Origin of the sequence: Pseudorhodoplanes sp. (assembly GCF_035565855.1) — a bacterium.
Lineage (GTDB): Bacteria > Pseudomonadota > Alphaproteobacteria > Rhizobiales > Xanthobacteraceae > Pseudorhodoplanes.
This window is the reverse complement of record NZ_DATMRX010000180.1, coordinates 1-20825: the sequence shown is the minus strand read 5'-3', so window position 1 is coordinate 20825 and position 20825 is coordinate 1. Positions and strand designations below refer to the sequence as shown.

At 63.4% G+C, this 20825-nt stretch carries 15 protein-coding genes and 2 pseudogenes; 11 read left to right on the top strand and 6 right to left on the bottom strand.

Annotated elements, in window-relative coordinates:
- The 4 genes and pseudogenes from VN004_RS09805 to VN004_RS09790 form a co-directional block, all read left to right on the top strand.
- Positions 1 to 1898, top strand: a pseudogene (locus tag VN004_RS09805) (cytochrome c1); the annotation flags it as partial.
- Positions 1899 to 1950: 52 nt separating this feature from the next.
- Positions 1951 to 2826: an S-methyl-5'-thioadenosine phosphorylase gene (locus VN004_RS09800; protein ID WP_325609417.1), complete on the top strand. Its 876-nt coding sequence runs from the start codon at positions 1951 to 1953 to the stop codon at positions 2824 to 2826.
- Positions 2827 to 2932: 106 nt separating this feature from the next.
- The gene (locus VN004_RS09795) at positions 2933 to 5152 is read left to right on the top strand and encodes a fused MFS/spermidine synthase (RefSeq protein WP_325609415.1); all 2220 of its coding nucleotides are present in this window, start codon (positions 2933 to 2935) and stop codon (positions 5150 to 5152) included.
- 99 nt (positions 5153 to 5251) lie between these two features.
- A complete protein-coding gene (locus VN004_RS09790) occupies positions 5252 to 5800 on the top strand; it encodes an adenine phosphoribosyltransferase (RefSeq protein ID WP_325609413.1) in 549 nt (182 codons plus the stop codon).
- Between the two features lie 15 nt (positions 5801 to 5815).
- On the opposite strand, the gene VN004_RS09785 is transcribed toward VN004_RS09790, so the two are convergent.
- The 3 genes from VN004_RS09785 to VN004_RS09775 form a co-directional block, all read right to left on the bottom strand.
- Positions 5816 to 5977 carry a hypothetical protein gene (locus tag VN004_RS09785; RefSeq protein WP_325609411.1) on the bottom strand — a complete coding sequence of 54 codons (162 nt, stop codon included), beginning with the start codon at positions 5975 to 5977 and terminating at the stop codon, positions 5816 to 5818.
- Between the two features lie 62 nt (positions 5978 to 6039).
- Positions 6040 to 6747: a hypothetical protein gene (locus VN004_RS09780; RefSeq protein ID WP_325609409.1), complete on the bottom strand. Its 708-nt coding sequence runs from the start codon at positions 6745 to 6747 to the stop codon at positions 6040 to 6042.
- 108 nt (positions 6748 to 6855) lie between these two features.
- A complete protein-coding gene (locus VN004_RS09775) occupies positions 6856 to 7650 on the bottom strand; it encodes a hypothetical protein (protein WP_325609407.1) in 795 nt (264 codons plus the stop codon).
- A 183-nt stretch (positions 7651 to 7833) separates the two neighbouring features.
- On the opposite strand from VN004_RS09775, the gene VN004_RS09770 reads away from it, so the two are divergent.
- Together VN004_RS09770 and glyS are read left to right on the top strand one after the other, a co-directional pair.
- Positions 7834 to 8769, top strand: a complete 936-nt coding sequence (locus VN004_RS09770) for a glycine--tRNA ligase subunit alpha (protein ID WP_325609405.1) — start codon at positions 7834 to 7836, stop codon at positions 8767 to 8769.
- 1 nt (position 8770) lies between these two features.
- Positions 8771 to 10942, top strand: coding sequence for a glycine--tRNA ligase subunit beta (glyS, locus tag VN004_RS09765; RefSeq protein ID WP_325609403.1), 2172 nt, complete (start codon positions 8771 to 8773; stop codon positions 10940 to 10942).
- A 12-nt stretch (positions 10943 to 10954) separates the two neighbouring features.
- On the opposite strand, the gene VN004_RS09760 is transcribed toward glyS, so the two are convergent.
- The gene (locus VN004_RS09760) at positions 10955 to 11128 is read right to left on the bottom strand and encodes a hypothetical protein (RefSeq protein ID WP_325609401.1); all 174 of its coding nucleotides are present in this window, start codon (positions 11126 to 11128) and stop codon (positions 10955 to 10957) included.
- A 139-nt stretch (positions 11129 to 11267) separates the two neighbouring features.
- On the opposite strand from VN004_RS09760, the gene VN004_RS09755 reads away from it, so the two are divergent.
- Both VN004_RS09755 and ppdK read left to right on the top strand, forming a co-directional pair.
- Positions 11268 to 11411, top strand: a complete 144-nt coding sequence (locus VN004_RS09755; protein WP_325609399.1) for a DUF3096 domain-containing protein — start codon at positions 11268 to 11270, stop codon at positions 11409 to 11411.
- 106 nt (positions 11412 to 11517) lie between these two features.
- The gene (gene ppdK, locus VN004_RS09750; RefSeq protein WP_325609397.1) at positions 11518 to 14205 is read left to right on the top strand and encodes a pyruvate, phosphate dikinase; all 2688 of its coding nucleotides are present in this window, start codon (positions 11518 to 11520) and stop codon (positions 14203 to 14205) included.
- A 42-nt stretch (positions 14206 to 14247) separates the two neighbouring features.
- Here the strand turns inward: ppdK and VN004_RS09745 are convergent, their stop codons facing one another.
- Both VN004_RS09745 and VN004_RS09740 read right to left on the bottom strand, forming a co-directional pair.
- Positions 14248 to 14424 carry a hypothetical protein gene (locus VN004_RS09745; protein WP_325609395.1) on the bottom strand — a complete coding sequence of 59 codons (177 nt, stop codon included), beginning with the start codon at positions 14422 to 14424 and terminating at the stop codon, positions 14248 to 14250.
- Between the two features lies 1 nt (position 14425).
- Positions 14426 to 15775, bottom strand: coding sequence for a PAS-domain containing protein (locus VN004_RS09740; RefSeq protein WP_325609394.1), 1350 nt, complete (start codon positions 15773 to 15775; stop codon positions 14426 to 14428).
- Positions 15776 to 15979: 204 nt separating this feature from the next.
- On the opposite strand from VN004_RS09740, the gene VN004_RS09735 reads away from it, so the two are divergent.
- The 3 genes and pseudogenes from VN004_RS09735 to VN004_RS09725 all read left to right on the top strand — a co-directional run.
- Positions 15980 to 18001 carry a TRAP transporter fused permease subunit gene (locus VN004_RS09735; RefSeq protein ID WP_325609392.1) on the top strand — a complete coding sequence of 674 codons (2022 nt, stop codon included), beginning with the start codon at positions 15980 to 15982 and terminating at the stop codon, positions 17999 to 18001.
- A gap of 32 nt (positions 18002 to 18033) precedes the next feature.
- On the top strand, positions 18034 to 18993 hold the full coding sequence (locus VN004_RS09730; protein WP_325609390.1) for a TAXI family TRAP transporter solute-binding subunit: 960 nt from the start codon (positions 18034 to 18036) through the stop codon (positions 18991 to 18993).
- 349 nt (positions 18994 to 19342) lie between these two features.
- A pseudogene (locus VN004_RS09725) lies at positions 19343 to 20825 on the top strand (hypothetical protein); the annotation flags it as partial.

Genomic DNA, 20825 nt, shown 5'->3' with positions numbered 1-20825 from the left:
TACGGCTGGCTGCTGCGCTATCTGCACGCCAACGGCGCCTCGATGTTCTTCATCGCGGTCTACATCCACATGTTCCGCGGGCTCTATTACGGCTCGTACAAGGAGCCGCGCGAGGTGCTCTGGATCCTCGGCGTGATCATCTACCTCCTGATGATGGCGACCGGCTTCATGGGATACGTCCTGCCCTGGGGACAGATGAGCTACTGGGGCGCGGTGGTGATCACCAACTTCTTCTCCGCCATCCCGGTGGTCGGCGAAACCATCACGACCTGGCTGTGGGGCGGTTATGCCGTCGGCAATCCGACGCTGCAGCGCTTCTTCTCGCTGCATTACCTGCTGCCGTTCGTCATCGCCGGCGTCGTCGTGCTCCATGTCTGGGCGCTGCACGTGGTCGGCCAGAACAATCCGGCGGGCATCGAGCCGAAGGGCGACAAGGACACGGTGCCGTTCACGCCTTACGCGACCGTCAAGGATGCGTTCGGCATGGTCTGCTTCATGCTGCTGTTCGCCTATTTCGTCTTCTACCTCCCGAACTATCTCGGGCACGCGGACAACTACATCCCGGCCAATCCGGCGGTGACCCCGGCGCATATCGTGCCCGAATGGTATTACCTGCCGTTCTACGCGATCCTGCGCGCGATCCCGAACAAGCTCCTTGGCGTGATCGCGCTGTTCTCCTCGATCCTGATCCTCGCCTTCCTGCCGTGGCTCGACAATTCGCGGGTGCGTTCGGCGCGCTACCGGCCGCTGTACCGGCAGTTCTTCTGGATCTTCGTCGCGGTCTGCCTCGGTCTCGGCTGGCTCGGCGCGAAACCCGCCGAAGGCATCTACGTGACGCTGGCGCGCATCCTGACCTTCTACTATTTCGCGCACTTCCTGATCGTGCTGCCGCTGCTCGCACGTTTCGAAAAAACCAAGCCGCTGCCGAACTCGATCGCTGAATCGGTGCTGAAGGAGGGCGTGCCGATCGGCGCGTCCGCGCCGGCACCTGGGCGGCATTGAGCGGCGGGAGACGCACGACGATGATGATCCAACGTTCCCTTCTCGCTCTTGCTCTGGTGGCCGGATTGTCGGCGCCTGCACTCGCGGCCGGCGAAGCGGAAACGCCGCCGAAGCAGAAATGGTCGTTCTGGGGACCGGTCGGCAAATACGACCGGGCCCAGCTCCAGCGCGGCTTCAAGGTCTATCGCGAGGTTTGCCAGTCCTGTCACAGCCTCTCGCTGCTCTCGTTCCGCAACCTCGCAGAAGCCGGCGGGCCGGGCTTCACGCGTGCGCAGGCCGCCGCGATTGCTGCGGAATACAAGATCCAGGACGGTCCGAACGATGCGGGCGAGATGTTCGAGCGGGCAGGCCGCCTCGCCGACCACTTTCCGAAGCCTTTCCCGAACGACAACGCCGCGCGGGCCGCAAATGGCGGCGCGCTGCCGCCGGATCTGTCGGTGATCGCCAAGGCGCGGACCTACGAGCGTGGCGGCCTGTGGTTCCTCCTCGACCTCGTCACGCAATATGTCGAGCAGGGGCCCGACTATATCGTCGCGCTGCTGACCGGCTATGCCGAGGCGCCGAAGGACTTCAAGCTGCCCGAAGGCACGCACTACAACAAGTTCTTCCCCGGCCACGCCATCGGCATGCCCGCGCCGCTCAGCGACGGGCAGGTGACCTATGACGACGGCGCGCCGCAGACCGTCCAGCAATATGCCAAGGACGTGACCGGCTTTTTGATGTGGGCCGCCGAGCCGCATCTGGAAGCACGCAAGCGCCTCGGACTGCAGGTCATGATCTTCCTGATCGTGCTGGCCGGCCTGATGTACTTCACCAAGAAAAAGGTGTGGGCCGCGGTCAAGGCGCATCCCGAAATGCTCGAGGAAAAGCGAGCGCCGAGCGAATACAAGCGTTAGCCGGTAACGCGAAAGGCCCCCGAGCGGGGCCTTTTGCTTGTCGGGAGTGACCATGACCCAATCCGTGCTCGGTGTGATCGGCGGCTCCGGCATCTACGATTTGCCGGGGCTCGCCAATGTCCGCGAGGAGCGTGTGCACTCGCCGTTCGGCGAACCCTCCGGGGCCCTGCGCATTGGCGACATCGCGGGCTTGCCGGTGGTGTTCCTGCCGCGCCATGACAAGGGCCACAGGCTCTCGCCGTCCGACATCAACTACCGCGCCAATATCGACGCCCTGAAACGTGTCGGCGTGACCGACCTTGTCTCGCTATCGGCCTGCGGCTCGTTCAAGGAAGAGCTGCCGCCCGGCACCTTCGTGCTGGTAGATCAATTCGTCGACCGCACCTACCGGCGGGAGAATTCATTCTTCGGCAAGGGGCTCGTCGCCCATGTGTCGATGGCGCATCCGGTCTCGCCCAATCTGCGCAACCGGATCGAAGCCGCCGCGCGCGCCGAAGGCATCGTGACGGTCCGGGACGGCACTTACGTGTGCATTGAAGGGCCGCAATTTTCGACGCTCGCGGAAAGCCTGACCTATCAGCAGCTCGGCTATTCCGTGATCGGCATGACCAACATGCCGGAAGCCAAACTCGCCCGCGAAGCCGAGATTTGCTACGCAACGGTCGCGATGGTCACGGATTTCGATTGCTGGCATCCGGACCACGACGCCGTGACCGTGCAGGACATCATCGCGGTCCTGAACGCAAATGCCGAAAAGGCAAAGCGCCTCGTGGCACGGCTGGCACGCGATTTCCCGCGCGAACACGAGCCGTGTCCCATCAATTCCGACCGTGCCCTGGACAGCGCCATCATCACGGCGCCCGAGTTCCGCGACCCGGAACTTGTGAAGAAGCTGGACGCCGTCGCCGGCAGGGTGCTCGGGCGGTGAACGGCAAATTCATCAGCCTTGCAGGATTGGGTAAGGTATAAGGCGCCACCGGCCGGCGACAGCCCGGATGGGAAACCGCCAAGAACGTCTGTCTCAGAGCATTTTCATGCCGGCCAATGCCTCGTCCTTCAGGCTTCTGCTTGCGACCTTCACTGCTGCCATTTTCCTGAGTGCGGCGCTGCTGTTCGCCGTGCAGCCACTCTTCGCGAAGATGGTGCTGCCGAAACTCGGCGGCACGCCCGCGGTCTGGTCGGTCGCGATGGTGTTCTTTCAGGCGATGCTGCTTGCCGGCTATGCCTATGCGCACGCGCTGACCAAGTTCGTCCCCGGGCGGGTCTCGGTGGGCGTGCATCTCGCGGTCATGGTGATTGCGATTTTCGCACTCCCGCTCGGGATCGCGGCAGGGTGGGGCGGGCCACCGGCGACGGGGCAGGAATTCTGGCTCCTCGGGCTGTTCGCGGTTTCGATAGGGTTGCCGTTCTTTGCCTTGTCCGCCAACGGTCCCTTGCTGCAGGCCTGGTTCGCGCGGACCGGACATCCCCAGGCCAAGGATCCGTATTTCCTTTACGCGGCGAGCAATGTCGGCAGCTTTCTCGCGCTGCTCGCCTATCCATTCCTCGTCGAGCCGTTCACGCACCTGCCGCAGCAGACCTGGGGCTGGACCATCGGCTTCTATATCCTGATCCTGCTGATCGCCGCATGCGGGGCATTCCTGCTGCGCTCGCAGGATGCGCTGCCTGACATCGCCACCGACAGCGGCGTCAAGCCGACCTGGCGGGACGCCCTGATCTGGATCGCTCTCGCTGCGGTTCCGTCAGCGCTGCTCATCGCCATCACGGCACACATTTCCACGGATATTGCCGCCGCCCCGTTCCTGTGGGTCGTGCCGCTGGCGCTGTATCTCGCGACCTTCGTCATCGCGTTCCAGTCGCGTCCGCTTCTGCCGCATCGGTTCGTGACCTTCGTCGCACCGGTCGCGGTCATTCTGCTGGTGGTGTCGCTCGCGCTGGGTTCGGCCGATCAGATCGTCGTGCTGATTTCGCTCAACCTTGTCGGCTTCTTCATCCTGGCGCTGATGTGCCATGGCGAACTCGCGCGCCGTCGTCCGCCGGCCCGGTATCTCACCTCATTCTATCTGTATCTGTCGCTTGGCGGCGTGATCGGCGGCATCTTCGCCGGCCTCGTCGCCCAGCGCCTGTTCTCCTGGGTCGCCGAATACCCGCTTCTGATCATCGCCGCGGCGTTGTGCCGGCCCGGGCTGGTCTGGCCGCCGAAACGGCGCGAACTCGCATTCCTCGCGGTCATCGCCGCCGGCGCCGCCTTCGCGATCTATGCGGCGTACGTCTGGGGCTACGAATTCACCGACAATGCGTTCAACCTCTCGGTTGCGGCGCTGCTCGTGCTTGCGTTCGGCTTCTCGCATTTTGTGCTGACCTTTGCAGGGCTGATTGCGGCATCGCTGGTCTTTGTGGTCCTGTTCGGTGCGGATGCCGGCAAGAGGGATTTCGTGCGCAGCTTCTTCGGCGTGCACAAGGTGATGGAATCCGACGGCGGTCAGTTCCGCATCCTGAAGCACGGGACCATCGAACACGGCGCACAGCGCATCCGCGATGCGCATGGACGGCCGATCACGGGCCGGCCGAAGCCGATCACCTATTACCACGATGCATCGCCGATGGTTCAGGGGCTGGTTGCCGCCCGCGAGAAACGCGGCGGTCCGATCAATGTCGCGGTCGTCGGCCTCGGGACGGGGACGCTCGCCTGCCAAATGAAGCCGGGCGATCAGCTGACCTATTACGAGATCGATCCGACGGTGGTGCGCATCGCCAAGGATCCGAAGCGCTTCACCTTCCTGTTCGAATGCGCGCCGGATGCTAAAATCGTGATCGGCGACGCGCGGCTGACGCTCGCGGCCGCGCCTGACGGTCAGTACGACATCCTCATCGTTGACGCATTCTCGTCCGATGCGATTCCGACTCATCTCCTGACCCGTGAGGCGATGGCCATCTTCAAGGAGAAGATCAAGCCGGACGGCATGATCCTGATGCACATCTCCAACAAGCACATGACGCTTGCGCCTGTGGTGGCCGGCGTCGCCGACGCCAACGACATGGTATCGCGCGCGAACGATTCCGACGAAGGCTACGACGACGACAATCACATATTTGGCTCGATGGTCGTTGCGGTGGCGCGTCGCGACGAAGACTTTGGTGAACTCGCCAAAAAGGACGGCTGGGTCGAGCAGGAGCCGGACGAGGATGAGTGGGTCTGGACCGACGATTATTCGAACGTCATCGGCGCCATTCTGAAGAAGCTCCGCGAATAGATTTCCGGTCCCGTTTCGCGCATCAACCGGGTTGCGCAACACGGCGGCCTTGGTCACATTGCGCGCGACCGCGCCGGCAATCACCGACGAAAGAACCCTATGACCAACCCTGTTCTCGAAAACGACCTCAAGGCCGCTATCCGCACCATTCCCGACTACCCCAAGCCCGGGATCATGTTCCGCGATATCACGACCCTCCTGGGCTCCGCTCGCGCATTCCGCCGGGCCGTCGATGAACTGGTGCAGCCCTGGGCCGGGTCCAAGATCGACAAGATCGCCGGCATCGAGGCGCGGGGCTTCATCATCGGCGGCGCGATCGCGCACCAGCTCTCGGCCGGTTTTGTGCCGATCCGCAAGAAGGGCAAGCTGCCGCACAAGAGCGTGCGCATCGCCTATTCGCTGGAATACGGCATCGACGAAATGGAAATGCACGAGGATGCGGTTTCCGCCGGAGAGCGCGTCATCCTGGTCGACGATCTGATCGCTACGGGTGGGACCGCCGAAGGCGCGGTCAAGCTGCTCCGTCAGATGGGGGCCGATGTCGTCGCCGCGGTTTTCATGGTCGACCTGCCGGACCTTGGCGGGGCGGCGAAGTTGCGCGCGCTCGACGTGACGGTGCGTACGCTGGTCTCCTTCGAGGGCCATTGACGGCCGCTTCGGACCTCAGACCGCCGGCACGTCCGGCAGAAAGCTGCGGGGCACGCGCGCTTCGCGCCGGCAATCGACGTGATCGGCGCTGGTGAAGATCGCGCGCAATGCAGCAACGGGGCCGCATACGGAAATCACGGCAAGGGCGGCAATCGCGCCAAGAGCGATGAAGATCATGGCAGTCTCCAGGGGTTGGTATCCCTGAGAATTTGTCGCGCAGCGCGCCTGCCGGGTTCAGATCAGCGTGGGGCCAGCGCGCTTCTCAACTCGCGCAACAACAGCCGCAGCTCCAGCTCGCGGAATTCCACAAACGCCCGTTCGATCCATTCGTGGAGTTCGGTGCGTGTGCCGGCACGATAATCCATATAGTCATCGAACGAGAAGCCGGGCCGCTCCACGATGGACTTCAGAAACGGACTGAGGACCGGGAAACGGACCGGCCGTTCGCCCGGCACCGCGCTCGGAAAATCGTTCATATAGTCCTGCATGTTGCCGATGAACTCATTATGGACCGGCACCAGCTTGAGGAACGGCAGCGCGCCATAAGTCTGCGCGTAGCTTTTGGCAGAGCGCGGATCAGGATCGCCAATGAACAGCGCGACGACGTCAATGCCGCGGCGCTGCGCTTCTTCCGTGAGGCCGATCTGCTGCAACAGCGTGAAGAATTTGTCGAAGAGCTCGTCGCCCAGATCGATGACCTTTGCCACCTCGTCCTCGGCGATCAGCTCGTCGAACAGCGCCATCTGGCCGCGTGTCGTATTGATGTCGACGCGCGCGGTGTAACGCGGCAGAAATCCGTACAAGGCCGCGTTGTTCGGATTGACGTCGAAGGCGATCGCGGCGCGTCCGTCAGCCAGGATGAATTCAGTGAGGGCGCGCGCCAGCAGCGTTTTTCCGACCCGCTGACGGGGTGAACAGACGATCGTGACGGACCTTTGCCGGGACATCAGAACGAGTTGACCACTCCGCTGGGGCCGGTGAAAGACGGATTTGTACGTCGGGCTGTCGGTACGCTTTGGCGGGGACGATCACTTCAGAGCGATCGTCGGCGCGCGTCAGGTGCGTTCGCGCGACTGCTCGTGGATTGCCGCGGCGCGGCCGGCCAGTCCCTTGTCGCCCTTGGCGGGAGGCGTGACCGATACGAGGTCGGACAGCTTCACCCGATCGAACTCGGACCAGACATTGCCGAGCCAGTGCCTGACATAGCCGCGCAGGACGAAGGAATAATTGGCCGGCGCATCGTGCGGCCCCTTGTTGGCGACGAACGTCACGAACGGCACCGACGCAAGCTCCACCTGTTCGTAGGCCATCTCGTTCAGCTTCGGGATCGTGATGTCGACCGCATCCTTGATCTTCTTGAAATAGGAATCGTAGGTCGTTTGGTCCCAATCGAAAAAGCTGGTTTCGTTGATGAAGTTCTTCACCAGATAGTATTTTCCGTCGACCACGAACGGCGCGATCTCGGCGATCTCGTTCAGCGAGGCGATCGATGGCCCGAGGATATGCGTCACGCCGAGCGCGACCTGGCCGCGCTTGACGGCTTCGAGAAATCCGATGTCGCGGAGCGCCGCGAGGGTCGTCGAAAGCAGGCCGGCCCGCACGTCGATCAGCGTCACCTTGGCATCCGACAAGGTGTCGAAGATCTTCATCTGGTCCGCCACCTGGGTGATGTCCACCACCTCGGTGATGTCCGGGTGAAAGCGCTTCAGAGTGCCCCTGGGGAATTCGGTGTCGAAAGCGCGGATCGGGAGGTTGCGGGCGGTAAAATAGTCAAGGAGCGTCCGGGCGACCGTCGTTTTGCCCACACCCCCCTTGTCCGCGCCCACGATGATCACGGTCGGCTTAGCCATGGTTTACCCCCACACCGGCGCCCCATGCCGTACACCCCGCCAGCCCGCCACCATGACGAGCCGATCCCTGTATTTCAATGATTTGCGGCAGCTATTTGGTGCCCGCATCCCGGGTGTTCCTTGACCGTGCCGGGCTCGGCCGATAGGTAAGCCGCGCAGCAAACCCCTCGGATTCTGCCCGAAATGTCCGCCTCCGAAACAGCCTCGGCCTCGGAGCCCACGCGCTCTTTTCAAGGCCTCATCCTCGCGCTTCAGCGCTACTGGGCCGATTATGGCTGCGTCGTCCTGCAGCCGTATGACATGGAGGTTGGCGCGGGCACCTTTCACCCGGCGACCACTTTGCGGGCGCTGGGCCCCAAGCCCTGGAATGCAGCTTATGTGCAGCCCTCGCGGCGGCCGAAGGACGGGCGCTACGGCGAAAACCCGAACCGGCTGCAACATTATTACCAGTTCCAGGTCATCCTGAAGCCGTCGCCCGACGATCTGCAGGAGCTCTATCTCAAGTCGCTCTATGCCATCGGGATCGACCCGAAGGTTCACGACATCCGCTTCGTCGAGGACGATTGGGAGAGCCCGACGCTCGGCGCCTGGGGGCTCGGCTGGGAGTGCTGGTGCGATGGCATGGAAGTCAGCCAATTTACCTATTTCCAGCAGGTCGCGGGGTTCGAATGCGCCCCGGTTTCGGGTGAATTGACCTACGGCCTGGAGCGGCTCGCGATGTATGTGCAGGGCGTCGAGCGGGTCTATGACCTCAATTTCAACGGGCAGACCGGCGACAGGAAAGTGACCTACGGCGACGTGTTCCTGCAGGCCGAGCAGGAATATTCGCGGCACAATTTCGAACATGCCGACACCGAGATGCTGTTCGCGCAATTCAAGATGGCGGAAGCGGCGTGCCAGAAATATCTCGAGGCCGGATGGGCTGACGGCAAGACGGAACGGCACCTGATGGCGCTGCCGGCCTACGACCAGTGCATCAAGGCCAGCCACGTCTTCAATTTGCTGGATGCGCGCGGCGTGATCTCGGTCACCGAGCGGCAGAGCTACATCCTGCGGGTGCGCGAACTGGCCAAGGCCTGCGGCGCAGCCTGGCTCGCAACCGAAGCCGGCGGAGCGTGAGATGCCCGATCTCCTGCTCGAATTCTTTTCCGAAGAGATCCCGGCGCGCATGCAGCCGCGCGCCATGGAGGATCTGAAAAAGCTCGTCACCGATCGGCTGGTCGAGGCGGGCCTTGTCTATGAAGGCGCGAAAGCCTTCGCGACGCCGCGCCGGATCGCGCTCACCGTGCATGGCGTTCCGGCGCGCCAGCCGGATAGCCGGGAAGAGAAGAAGGGCCCCCGCGTCGGCGCTCCCGAGGCTGCGATCGCAGGCTTTTTGAAAAGTGCCGGACTGACATCGATTGATCAGGCGAAGGTCGAAAAGGACCCGAAGAAGGGCGAATTCTACGTCGCCGTGGTTGAAAAGCCGGGGCGCGATGCGCTCGCGGTGCTGGCTGAGATGCTGCCCGATATCGCGCGGAAATTCCCGTGGCCGAAGTCGATGCGTTGGGGAAAGGAATCGGCCCAGCCGGGAGCCGCCTCCTGGGTGCGTCCGCTGCATGCGATCGTCGCGACCTTTGGGCCCGAGACCGAAGACCCGCAGGTGGTGCCGTTCACGTTTGGCGGACTGACATCCGGCAACGTCACCTATGGGCACCGTTTCCTCAGTCCCGGACCGATAGAGGTGCGCCGCCAGGACGACTGGATGGCAAAGCTCGAAAAGGCCAAGGTGATCGTCGATCCGGCGCGCCGTCGCGACATCATCCTGACCGAGGCCAGGAACCTCGCCTTCGCACAAGGCTACGAGCTGATCGAGGATGAAGGCCTTCTCGGCGAGGTCGCCGGCCTCGTCGAATGGCCTGTGGTGCTGATGGGATCGTTCGACGACAGCTTTCTCGCGATCCCGCCGGAGGTGATCCGCGCCACCATCCGCAACAACCAGAAATGCTTCGTCATGCGCGATCCGCAAAGTACGAAGCTCGCGCCGCGTTTCATCCTCGTCTCCAACATGGAGGCGGTCGACGGCGGCAAGGCGATTGTCGCCGGCAACGAGCGCGTCATCCGCGCGCGATTGTCCGACGCGAAATTCTTTTACGAGACCGATCTGAAGACGCGGCTTGAGGACCGGCTGCCGAAGTTCGCGCAGATCGTGTTTCATCAGAAGCTCGGCACCCAGGCCGAGCGGATCGCGCGCATCGTCCGGCTCGCGGGCCTCATCGCACCGATGATCAACGCCGATCCCGTCAAGGCCGAGCGCGCCGCAACGCTCGCCAAGGCGGATCTCCTCACCGAAGTGGTCGGCGAATTCCCCGAATTGCAGGGCCTGATGGGGAAGTATTACGCGCTGGCGCAAGGCGAGGATGACGCCGTCGCCCATGCCTGCGAAGACCATTACAAGCCGGTCGGACCGAACGATCTCGTCCCGGCCGATCCGGTTGCGATCGCGGTGGCGCTTGCCGACAAGATCGACACGCTGGTCGGGTTCTGGGCGATCGACGAGAAACCCACTGGCTCAAAAGATCCTTATGCGCTGCGCCGCGCGGCGCTCGGCGTGATCCGCATCATCCTGTCCAACAATCTGCGGCTCAATCTCGCCGAATTGTTTGCGCTCGCGACGGAGGGCTATCTCGAACAGGGCAAGTCCTTCATGCGGGAATTCGTCGGCGAGGCCGGCAAGGACGCGGACGAGCTGTCGGGCCTGCGGATGAGCTACGACGCGATGACCGGTTCGGACTTGCGCGATTTCTTCGCGGACAGGCTGAAGGTGCAACTGCGCGAGCAGGGGGCGCGGCACGATCTCGCCGATGCCGTGCTGGCGGTCGAGGATCAGCACGATCTCGTCACCATCGTTCGTCGGGTCGAGGCGCTTGCGAAATTCCTCGAAACCGAGGATGGCCGGAATTTGCTCGCCGGCTACAAGCGTGCCGCCAACATTCTGCGCATCGAAGAAAAGAAGGATGGCAAGTCCTATACCGGCGATCCCGATCCCGCGCTCCTGAAGGAGCCTGAGGAGATGGCGCTGGCCAAGGCGATGGTGTCGATCGCGCCGGAAGCGAGCGAGGCTTATGCCGCCGAGAATTTCGCCGGCGCGATGGCGGCGATGGCGAAGCTTCGCCCGGCTGTCGATGCGTTCTTCGACAAGGTCACCGTGAACGCCGACGACCCCGCTCTCCGCGAAAACCGGCTGATTTTGCTGAACCGCATCCGCGAGGCGACCCGCACGGTCGCGGATTTCTCGAAGATCGAGGGATGAGTCCGGACCGCTCTAAAATCCCCGCATGATGACACCGAACGCAAGCACCACATACGCAAGGATTGCGAGCCAGAACGCGTATTGGCTGACGACCGGGATGACGACGAGCGTCCCCACCAGCGCAATGATCGCGAGGGCCAGGGACACGAGGAAGGTGATACGGGACGGTGCATTCAGGGTTGGCATGTTATCTTCCCGCTTCATCCGATGCGGCCGGTAGTCGATACTGCATTGTCTTGTATCAATGCGGCGGCGGGCGCAACCGGTCCCTCGTCCGGGCGAGACAACGTCAGTCACTGATTGCATTCCAACCCACGGAGACCGTATGACCATCACCATTGGACATCTGCAGCCGATCATCGCGCTGATTGCCGGCATCCTGATCCTCGTCATGCCGCGGCTGCTCAATTTCATTGTCGCGATCTACCTGATCGCTGTTGGACTGCTGGGCCTCGGACTATTCCGCTAGGTCTTCGCCCCGGTGGGTGCGCGCGGCGTTGTCTCTCGTCGCGGTTGAAACGGGCGCCGAAACCGGTCATGACCGGCCGGCTTCGGCCTAATACAGGACGTCGATAATGGTGAAATGGGTTTACGGCTTCGGCGGCGGCAAGGCCGAGGGCAAGGCCGACATGAAGAATTTGCTCGGCGGCAAGGGCGCGAACCTGGCGGAAATGGCCAATCTGGGCCTGCCGGTGCCGCCGGGCTTCACCATCACGACCGAGGTCTGCACATATTTTTACGCCAACGGCGAAACCTATCCGAAGGAACTTGCCGCGCAGGTCGACGCCGCGCTCGATCAGATCGGCAAGCTCACGAACAAGGGCTTCGGAGACACCTCTAACCCGTTGCTGGTCTCGGTGCGTTCGGGCGCGCGGGCGTCCATGCCGGGGATGATGGACACCGTTCTCAATCTCGGCCTGAACGACGAAACCGTCGAGGCGCTGGCGGCGAAGTCCGGAGACCGGCGTTTTGCCTATGATTCCTACCGGCGCTTCATCACCATGTATTCCGATGTCGTGCTTGGCATCGAGCATCACCTGTTCGAGGACATTCTGGCCGAGCACAAGGACGCGAATGGCTACAACCTCGACACCGAATTGACCGCCGAGGACTGGCAACATCTCGTAGGCCTCTACAAGCAGAAGGTTCAGGACGAGAGCGGCAAGGCGTTCCCTCAGGATCCCAAGGAGCAGCTCTGGGGCGCGATCGGCGCCGTATTCGGCTCGTGGATGAATGCGCGCGCCAAGACCTACCGGCGTCTGCACAACATCCCGGAAAGCTGGGGCACCGCCGTCAACGTGCAGGCCATGGTGTTCGGCAATATGGGCGACGATTCCGCGACCGGCGTTGCGTTCACCCGCAATCCCTCGACCGGAGACAAGTCGCTGTACGGCGAATTTTTGATCAACGCGCAGGGCGAGGACGTCGTCGCCGGTATTCGCACCCCGCAGGAAATTACCGAGGCGGCGCGCAAGGAGGCCGGTTCGGACAAGCCGTCGCTCGAGAGCGCGATGCCGGAGGCTTTCAAAGAGCTCACGCAGATCTACGGCAAGCTCGAAAAGCATTACCGCGACATGCAGGACCTCGAATTCACCATCGAGCAGGGCAAGCTGTGGATGCTGCAGACGAGGTCCGGCAAGCGCACCGCCAAGGCGGCCCTCAAGATTGCCGTCGAACTGGCGAGCGAGGGACTGATCTCGCAGGAGGAGGCGGTGCTGCGGATCGATCCGGCCTCGCTCGATCAACTGCTGCATCCCACCATCGACCCCAAGGCGGAGCGCAAGGTCATCGCGACCGGCCTGCCGGCTTCGCCCGGCGCTGCTTCGGGCGAGATCGTGTTCTCTTCGGAAGACGCCGAGGAACTGAAGGCCAAGGGACGCAAGGTGATCCTGGTTCGTGTCGAGACGAGCCCGGAAGACATCCATGGCATGCACGCCGCCGAAGGCATTCTGACGACGCGCGGCGGCATGACCTCGCACGCCGCCGTGGTGGCGCGCGGAATGGGCAAGCCCTGCGTCTCCGGCGCGGGTTCGATCCGCATCGATTATGCGGCGAAGACCATGAGCGTCGCCGGACATACGCTCAAGGAAGGCGACACCGTGACCATCGACGGGTCGACCGGTCAGGTGCTGCAGGGTCAGGTCCGCATGATCGAGCCGGAATTGTCCGGTGAGTTCGGCACCTTGATGACCTGGGCCGACAAGGTCCGCAAACTCGGCGTGCGCGCCAATGCCGATACGCCGGCGGATGCCCGTACCGCGCTGAAATTCGGCGCCGAGGGCATCGGCTTGTGCCGGACCGAGCATATGTTCTTCGAGGCCGACCGCATCCTGGCGGTCCGCGAGATGATCCTCGCCGACACCGAAAAGGCGCGGCGCGCGGCCCTTGCGAAAATTCTGCCGATGCAGCGCGGTGACTTCACCGAGCTGTTCGAGATCATGCAGGGCCTTCCGGTCACGATCCGTCTGCTCGATCCGCCGCTGCACGAATTCCTGCCGCACGGCGAGGCGGAGATCGCCGAAGTCGCCGCCTCGCTCGGGACTTCGCCGCAGAAGATCAAGAACCGCGCCGCCGAGCTTGCTGAATTCAACCCGATGCTCGGCTTCCGCGGCTGCCGCATTGCCATCGCCTATCCGGAAATCGCCGAGATGCAGGCGCGCGCGATCTTCGAGGCTGCTGCCGACGCCGGCAAGAAGACCGGCAAGCCGGTGGTGCCGGAGGTGATGGTGCCCTTGATCGCAACGCGCGCCGAATTCGATCTCGTCAAGGCGCGGATCGACGAGATGGCGGCTCAGGTCTCAAAAGAGAAGGGCGTGACGCTGGAATACCAGGTCGGCACCATGATCGAGCTGCCGCGCGCTTCGCTGATGGCCGACAAGATCGCCGAAGGCGAGGGCGGCGCCGAATTCTTCTCGTTCGGAACCAACGACCTGACGCAGACCTGCTTCGGCATCAGCCGCGACGACGCCGCGGGCTTCCTTGCGACCTATACCGCGCGCGGTATCCTCGCGGTCGATCCCTTCGTGTCGATCGACCGCGATGGCGTCGGCGAACTGGTCCGGATTGGCGTCGAGCGCGGCCGCAAGGTGCGGCCAAATCTTAAAGTCGGCATCTGCGGAGAACATGGCGGCGACCCGGCTTCGGTCGCGTTCTGCCACGAGGTGAAGCTCGACTATGTGTCGTGTTCGCCGTTCCGCACGCCGATCGCGCGGCTGGCTGCGGCTCAGGCCGCACTCGGCAAGGAAGTGGCGAGCCAAGCCTGATGCTAATGCGTCGCCGGCTGGATCACCAGCCGGCGGCTTCGCTCAGCGCGTCCCCTCGACAGCGTCCGCGCCCTCGGATTGCGCGGATGCCTTGCGCCAGGCCTGCAATTCCATCATCGCCGATTTCGACAGCGGTTCGCGCTGTTTTCCAAGGCGCGGGCGATACAAGTCTCTCGGATTGAGCGGCGGGCGCTCGCTATCGCGATCGAGATTTGCCATTTCAGACTGCCACTTTCTTAAGAAAACCATCGACTTCGGCGCGCATATTGGCGACGGCCTGCTCCACCTCGACGCAGGTGCGCAGCACCGTCTCGGCCGTGGCGCGTGTGTCGGTTGCGGCTGACGCGACCTGATCGAGGACAAGGACGATGTCCTGCGTCCCGTTCGCCGCGCTCGAGACGTTGTGGGAAATCTCGCCGGTCACCGCATTCTGCTGCTCGACCGCCGCCGCGACAGCGGAGGTGAAGCGTTCGATCTCCTGCATGCGGCCGGTGATCCGCGCGATTGCCTCGACCGCGCTTCCGGTCGAACCCTGCACCGACAGGATCTGATTGGAAATCTCTTCGGTTGCCTTCGCCGTCTGGACTGCGAGCGACTTCACTTCGGATGCGACCACGGCGAAGCCGCGGCCTGATTCTCCGGCGCGAGCGGCTTCGATCGTAGCGTTGAGGGCGAGGAGGTTGGTCTGGCCGGCAATGGTGCGGATCAGTTCGACCACATCGCCGATCTTCTGCGCGGCGTCGGCAAGACCCTTGATGTCCTCGTTGGTGGCTTGTGCCTCGCCGACTGCGAGCCGCACTGCGTTGGTGGTGTGAACCAGTTGCCGGCTGATCTCGCCGATCGACGATGCCATCTCGTCGGCAGCGGTCGCCGCGGTCGCGACGTTGGTGGAAGCCTCGTTCGAGGCCTGCAGGGCGCTTTCGGCGCGCTGCGATGTCTGACCCGACGACGCAAACAGCGAACTTGCAGTCAGCTTCATGGTGGCGGCGCTGTCATTGACCGACCGCAACACGGTATCCATAGCTTGGCGGAATGCGCTGATCGCGCCTTCGAGCATCGCCCGGCGCTTCTCCTCCACCGCGTGCGCGGCGCGTTCCTTTTCGATCGAGTGCTGCAGCGTGATGTCGTGATGGGTGGCAACCAGGCTGCCGTCCGGAAGCGGTTGCTCGGCGATTTCGATCACGCGGCCATCGGTCGAAGTGAAGGTATGCGATCCGGGCTGTTGCGATGCGATCCGTTGCCGGACGCCATTGACCCAAGCCTCGATATCTCCGCTGAAATTTCCGATCGCAGCGCGATGTTCCACGATCTCGCGCAACGTCGCACCCGGCTTCACGATTGCGGGGGACATGCCGTACATGTTGACATAACGCTCGTTGCACAGAAGCAGGCGGCCATTTGGATCCCACATGCACAGACCCTGTGGGGTGTTGGCGAGCGCAAGCCGGAGCCGCCTGTTCTGACGGCGCAGCCGAAGCGTCCATGCGCCGACGGCGACCAACAACAGCACGAGTCCGATCAGAACCGCACCGAAAGCCGGTGCGACGGGCCCGCAGAATCCCTCAGACATCACGTCCTCACCACGCCAGAGAAGCAGCCTGTAATACCGCTTCGCGCTTTAGACATGGTTAACCGAACCTTGGCTGGCGAGCCGGGTCGGCGGGGCCACTTCCGGTAGGCTGGCCGGCCCTCGCGTGCTAGCCTGCGGGACAGGGTGGCCATCCCGCCTGGGGGCAGGAGGAGATGGACCGAAAGAACAAAATACGGGGGGACGATGGCCGAGGAATCGAATTCCGATCTCGGGCAGGACGCCATCGAGGTCGAGCGCCTGCGAAAGGCCGAAGAGTTCATCGAACAGGAAGAAGGCGCTGCCAATCGGCTGTCGGGCTGGGCCGGAACCATCGTCACCGCCATCGCTGTCGCGATGTCCCTGTTCCACCTGTATGCGGCTTACGAAATCGTCCCGACGCAGGAGCTTCGCTACACACACGTCGCCTTCGTGCTGCTGCTCTCTTTTCTCCTGTTCCCGGCCGCCGAGCGCTTCCGTAACCGCATTCGCTGGTTCGACGTCATCGCCGGGCTGACCTGCGTCGGCATCCTCATATATGCCATCGCCGGCGGCGATGACTTCACCGATCGGGCGACACTGCCGACCCGGACCGACGTGATCCTCGGGGTGATCTTCATCGTCCTCCTCGTCGAGGCCACCCGGCGTACGATCGGACCGATCGTGCCGATCATCGCGCTCCTGTTCATCGGTTATGCGTTGGCGGGTCCGTATCTGCCGCCGCCGTGGAATCATCGCGGCTACGGCTTCGATGCCCTGGTCGGGCATCTCTTCATCACGCTCGAGGGCATCTTCGGAATTCCGGTCGACGTGTCCGCGACCCTGATCGTGCTGTTCACCATCTTCGGCGCGTTCCTGCAGCAATCCGGCGCCGGAAAATTCTTCATCGATTTCTCGATGACGTTGATGGGCAGAAGCCCAAATGCGGCGGGCCGCACGGTTGTGCTCTCGTCCTTTCTGCTTGGCGGGCCGTCCGGATCGGGCGTTGCGACCACGGTCACGATCGGTGCCGTCGCCTATCCGATGATGAAGCGCGCCGGCTTCGAGAAGAACGCAGCGGGTGGCCTTCTTGCTGCGGGCGGCCTAGGCGCCATTATCTCACCGCCGGTGCTCGGCGCGGCCGCGTTTCTGATCGCCGAGTTCCTGAAGATCAGCTACCTCGATGTGATCTGGATGGCGACCATACCGACCATCCTTTACTATCTCTCGCTGTTCTTCATGGTCGAGCTCGATGGCCGCCGCTATGGCGTGCGCGGCGAGCCGTATGTTTCCGAGCATTCTCTGAAGGAACTGACGCGCCGCTACGGTTTTCATTTCGTCTCGCTCGTCTCCATCGTCGTGTTCATGGTGTGGGGCTATTCGCCGACGACGGCCGTGCTTTACGCCACCGGCATGACCATGCTGATGAGCTATCTCACCCGTGAGACGGCGTTGACGCCGAAGAAGCTGGTGCGTGCGCTCGCGGACGGCTCGCTGCAATCGCTGACCGCCGCCACGACCTGCGCGACCGCGGGCATCATTGTCGGCGTGGTGACGCTGACCGGTCTCGGCCTGAAATTCTCGTCGATCGTGATCGATTACGCCGGTGGCAGCCTGTTGATGACCGCGATCTATACGGCGCTGATCGTGTGGGTGATCGGGCTCGCGGTGCCGGTCACCGCCTCGTACATCATCTGCGCGGTGATCGCAGCGCCGGCCATGATCAAGCTCGGCGTGCCCGACGTCGCGGCGCATATGTTCATTTTCTATTATGCGGTGCTGTCCGAGGTGTCGCCGCCGACCGCGTTGTCGCCATTCGCGGCCGCAGCAATCACCGGCGGCGATCCCTACAAGACGACCTTGCAGGCGTGGAAATACACGCTGCCGGCGTTCCTCGTGCCGTTCGTCTTTGTGCTCGACCCGCAGGGGCTTGGGCTGTTGTTGAAATTGTCCGCGGGCGGAAGCTGGGTCGATATCGTCCTGATCACCCTGAAATCGCTGGTCGGCCTCGCGGCACTCGCCTGCGCCGCGCAAGGGTGGGCGCTGCGGCGAACCACAATCCTCGAACGTGCATTGCTGACCCTCGCCGGTCTGTTCCTCGTCTTCCCGAGTCTCCTCGAGGCGTTGATGGAGACCGCGACCGGCCGCGACATCAGCTACACCGCGGGAATTGGCGTGGTGCTGTTCGTCATAGTATTGTTGAAGCAGCGGTATCAGCCGGAGCTTCGCGTTCAGACAACCGGCCAATAAACCGACGGAAACAGCAAGGGAGGAGAAACCGAATGTCCAAACGAATGGGCCTGACGCTCGCGATCGTGCTCGGGGCCGCGCTTTGCGGTACGGCCTTCGCACAGCAAAATATCGCGATTGCAACCGGAGGTACCGGCGGCGTCTATTATCCGATGGGCGGTGGCATGGCGAATGTACTGTCGAAGCACTTGCCGGGAATCCAGGCGACCGCGCGCGTCACCGGCGGCTCCGTGGACAATCTGAAACTGGTTGGTTCCGGCCAGAGCGAAGTTGCCTTCACGATGGTCGACGCCGCGCGTGATGCCTTGCAGGGCGTCGACAAGTTCAAGGGCAACAAGGTCGATGTGCGAACGCTGATGGTGCTGTATCCGAACCGCATGCATGTGGTGACGGTGGAAGGCAAGGGCATCGAGAAGCTCTCGGATCTCAAGGGCAAGCGCGTGTCGACCGGCTCTCCCGGCGGCGCAACCGAGGTGATGGCCTTCCGAGTGATCGAGGCTGCAGGCCTCGACCGCGACAAGGACATGAAGCGCGAACGCCTTGGCGTTGCCGAATCCACCAATGCGCTGAAGGACGGCAAGATCGACGCCTATTTCTGGGTTGGCGGCCTGCCGACCGCCGCGGTGACCGATCTTGGTGCAACCCCCGGCGTCAAGCTCAAGCTGGTTGACCATGCCGACGTCGTCGAAAAGATGAATGCGAAATACGGTGGCATCTACAGCGACGGCGTCATTCCGGCGAAGACCTATCCGGGGCAGGACAAGGATAACAAGATCGCGGTGGTGCAGAATATCCTCGTCACCGACGCCAAGATGCCGGAAAAGCAAGCCTATGACATCGTCAAGACGCTGTTCGAGAAGCGCGACGAAGTTGCGCTCGCGCATGGCGAAGCGAAGGCGATTGCGCTCGACACGCAGAACAACAAGAACACGACTATTCCCTGGCATCCCGGCGCCGAGAAATACTTCAAGGAAGTCGGCGCGAAGATGTAAGGTATGGTCATTGCCGGGCCTGACCCGGCAATCCACCATTCGTGCAGGATTGATCGCCGGGTCGCGGCGCATTCGCGACGGCCGGTAATGGCGCAGAAGCTCAGCGGCCCATGTGTGGGGCCGTTTCCATTTGATACGGACATCGACTCTGACGAACGTCCACCGTTGCACGGTCGATTGACGAAATCTTTACGTTAATTGCGGGTGAAGACGTTGCGCTGCATTTGGCTCGGCGCCGCGATAGTTAACCCGATCGCAACGATACTCCGACAATTTTACGTGAGCGGCGTGTGAGGCCGCTGTGTTGCGTCTGGTTGCGTTGCGTCGGTCGCGTTGCGTGAGCGTGAGTATGAAAGCGTCGCGTAAGAGGCCGAAGGGCGCGTTCCGCCGTCCCTTCGGCCTCGTGCTGTGTGTGGTGACCGCGATGCCGAACTCTGTTGGGCATCAGGATCTCGCTGCATTGATTGCGCGCCAGCCGGCGGTCACCGAACGCTGGCGTGCGCATGTGCGCAATTCCACATTCGGCACCATTCACGCCGCGTCCTTGAGCTTTCCGCGCATCGTCGGAGCCTCGATCCCGGACCCTTATTTCACGCAGCTTGCTGCGCTCGACCCGCGTGCGCTGGAACCGACCGGTTCGATCCCGCTCACGGTCCCGATGGATCCGATTGTGTCGGCGCCGGTCTATGATTTTCCGGTGGTCGACCGCAGACTCAAGGGCGATCGGCTGAAGACGACACCCGCTCCGTCCGAGCAACCGGAGCCGGAGTCCGAGCCTGGCGTTCAACCGCGTCGCCAGAAGACAAAGGACATGGCGAGCCGGCCGCCGCTATCCGAGCCGGAGCCCGCGCAGCCGACTGCACGCGAGGCCGAAGCGGTCGCGCAACCCGCTTTGCCGAAGGGCGATCGCATGACGCCTCCGCATACCGACGTTGCCGAGGCTGCGCCGGTTGATGATCGCCGGGCACGTCCCATGCTGGGCCAGGACACGCTCGCGAAGCGCGTGCTCGGCATCGGCCCGCGTCAGCCCGCGATCGTTGAGGCTCCCGCCCAACCCGTCGCGACGCCAGCTTCGCCGCGCGCCCGGATCGCGGGGGCACCTGACACGCTGGCCAAGCGTGTGCTTGGCGCGGGTCCCCGTCAGCCCGCGAGCGCCGAACCCCCGCAGGATGTGGCTGAACGCAATCAGCTTCGCCGTGCGGGTCTTGCCGCCGCGCATCTGAACGCAGCCAAGTCCGAGGCAAGGCGCGGCGCTTCGTTGCAATTCGAAACCGCCGATCTCGAATCGCAGCGCGCCGATCTCCGCGGTCCGCTCGTACCCCTCGCCGAAAAGCCGGCGCCGCGCCTCCGCATCGCCGGGGCGCCTGACACTTTGGCCAAGCGCGTGCTCGGGATCGGCCCGCGGCAGGTGGCGGCGCCATCCGGACCGGTCGCGGACAAGGCTTCTCCGCCTGCGCGCGTTGCGGCGGGCGCCGATACGCTCGCCAAGCGCGTCCTCGGCACAGGTCCGCGCCTCCGGGAGAGCGCCGAACAACCCGGTCAGGATGTGGCCGAACGCGGCCAGCTTCGCCGTGCGGGTCTCGCCGCGGCCCATCTGAACGCACTCAAGTCCGAGGCACGGCGCAGCGCTGCGTTGCGGTTCGAAACCGCCGATCTCGAATCCCAGCGCGCCGATCTTGACGCTCCTGTCGTGCCACTGGCGGAAAAGCCCGTGCCGGCGTCTCCGTCCGTCGCCGCTCTGGAGCAGGCACCGTCACCCGCACGTGTGGAAGCGGTCCCGGCAGCCACCGAGAAAACTCCGGATCGCTTTGATCCCGAGGCGATCGACAAGC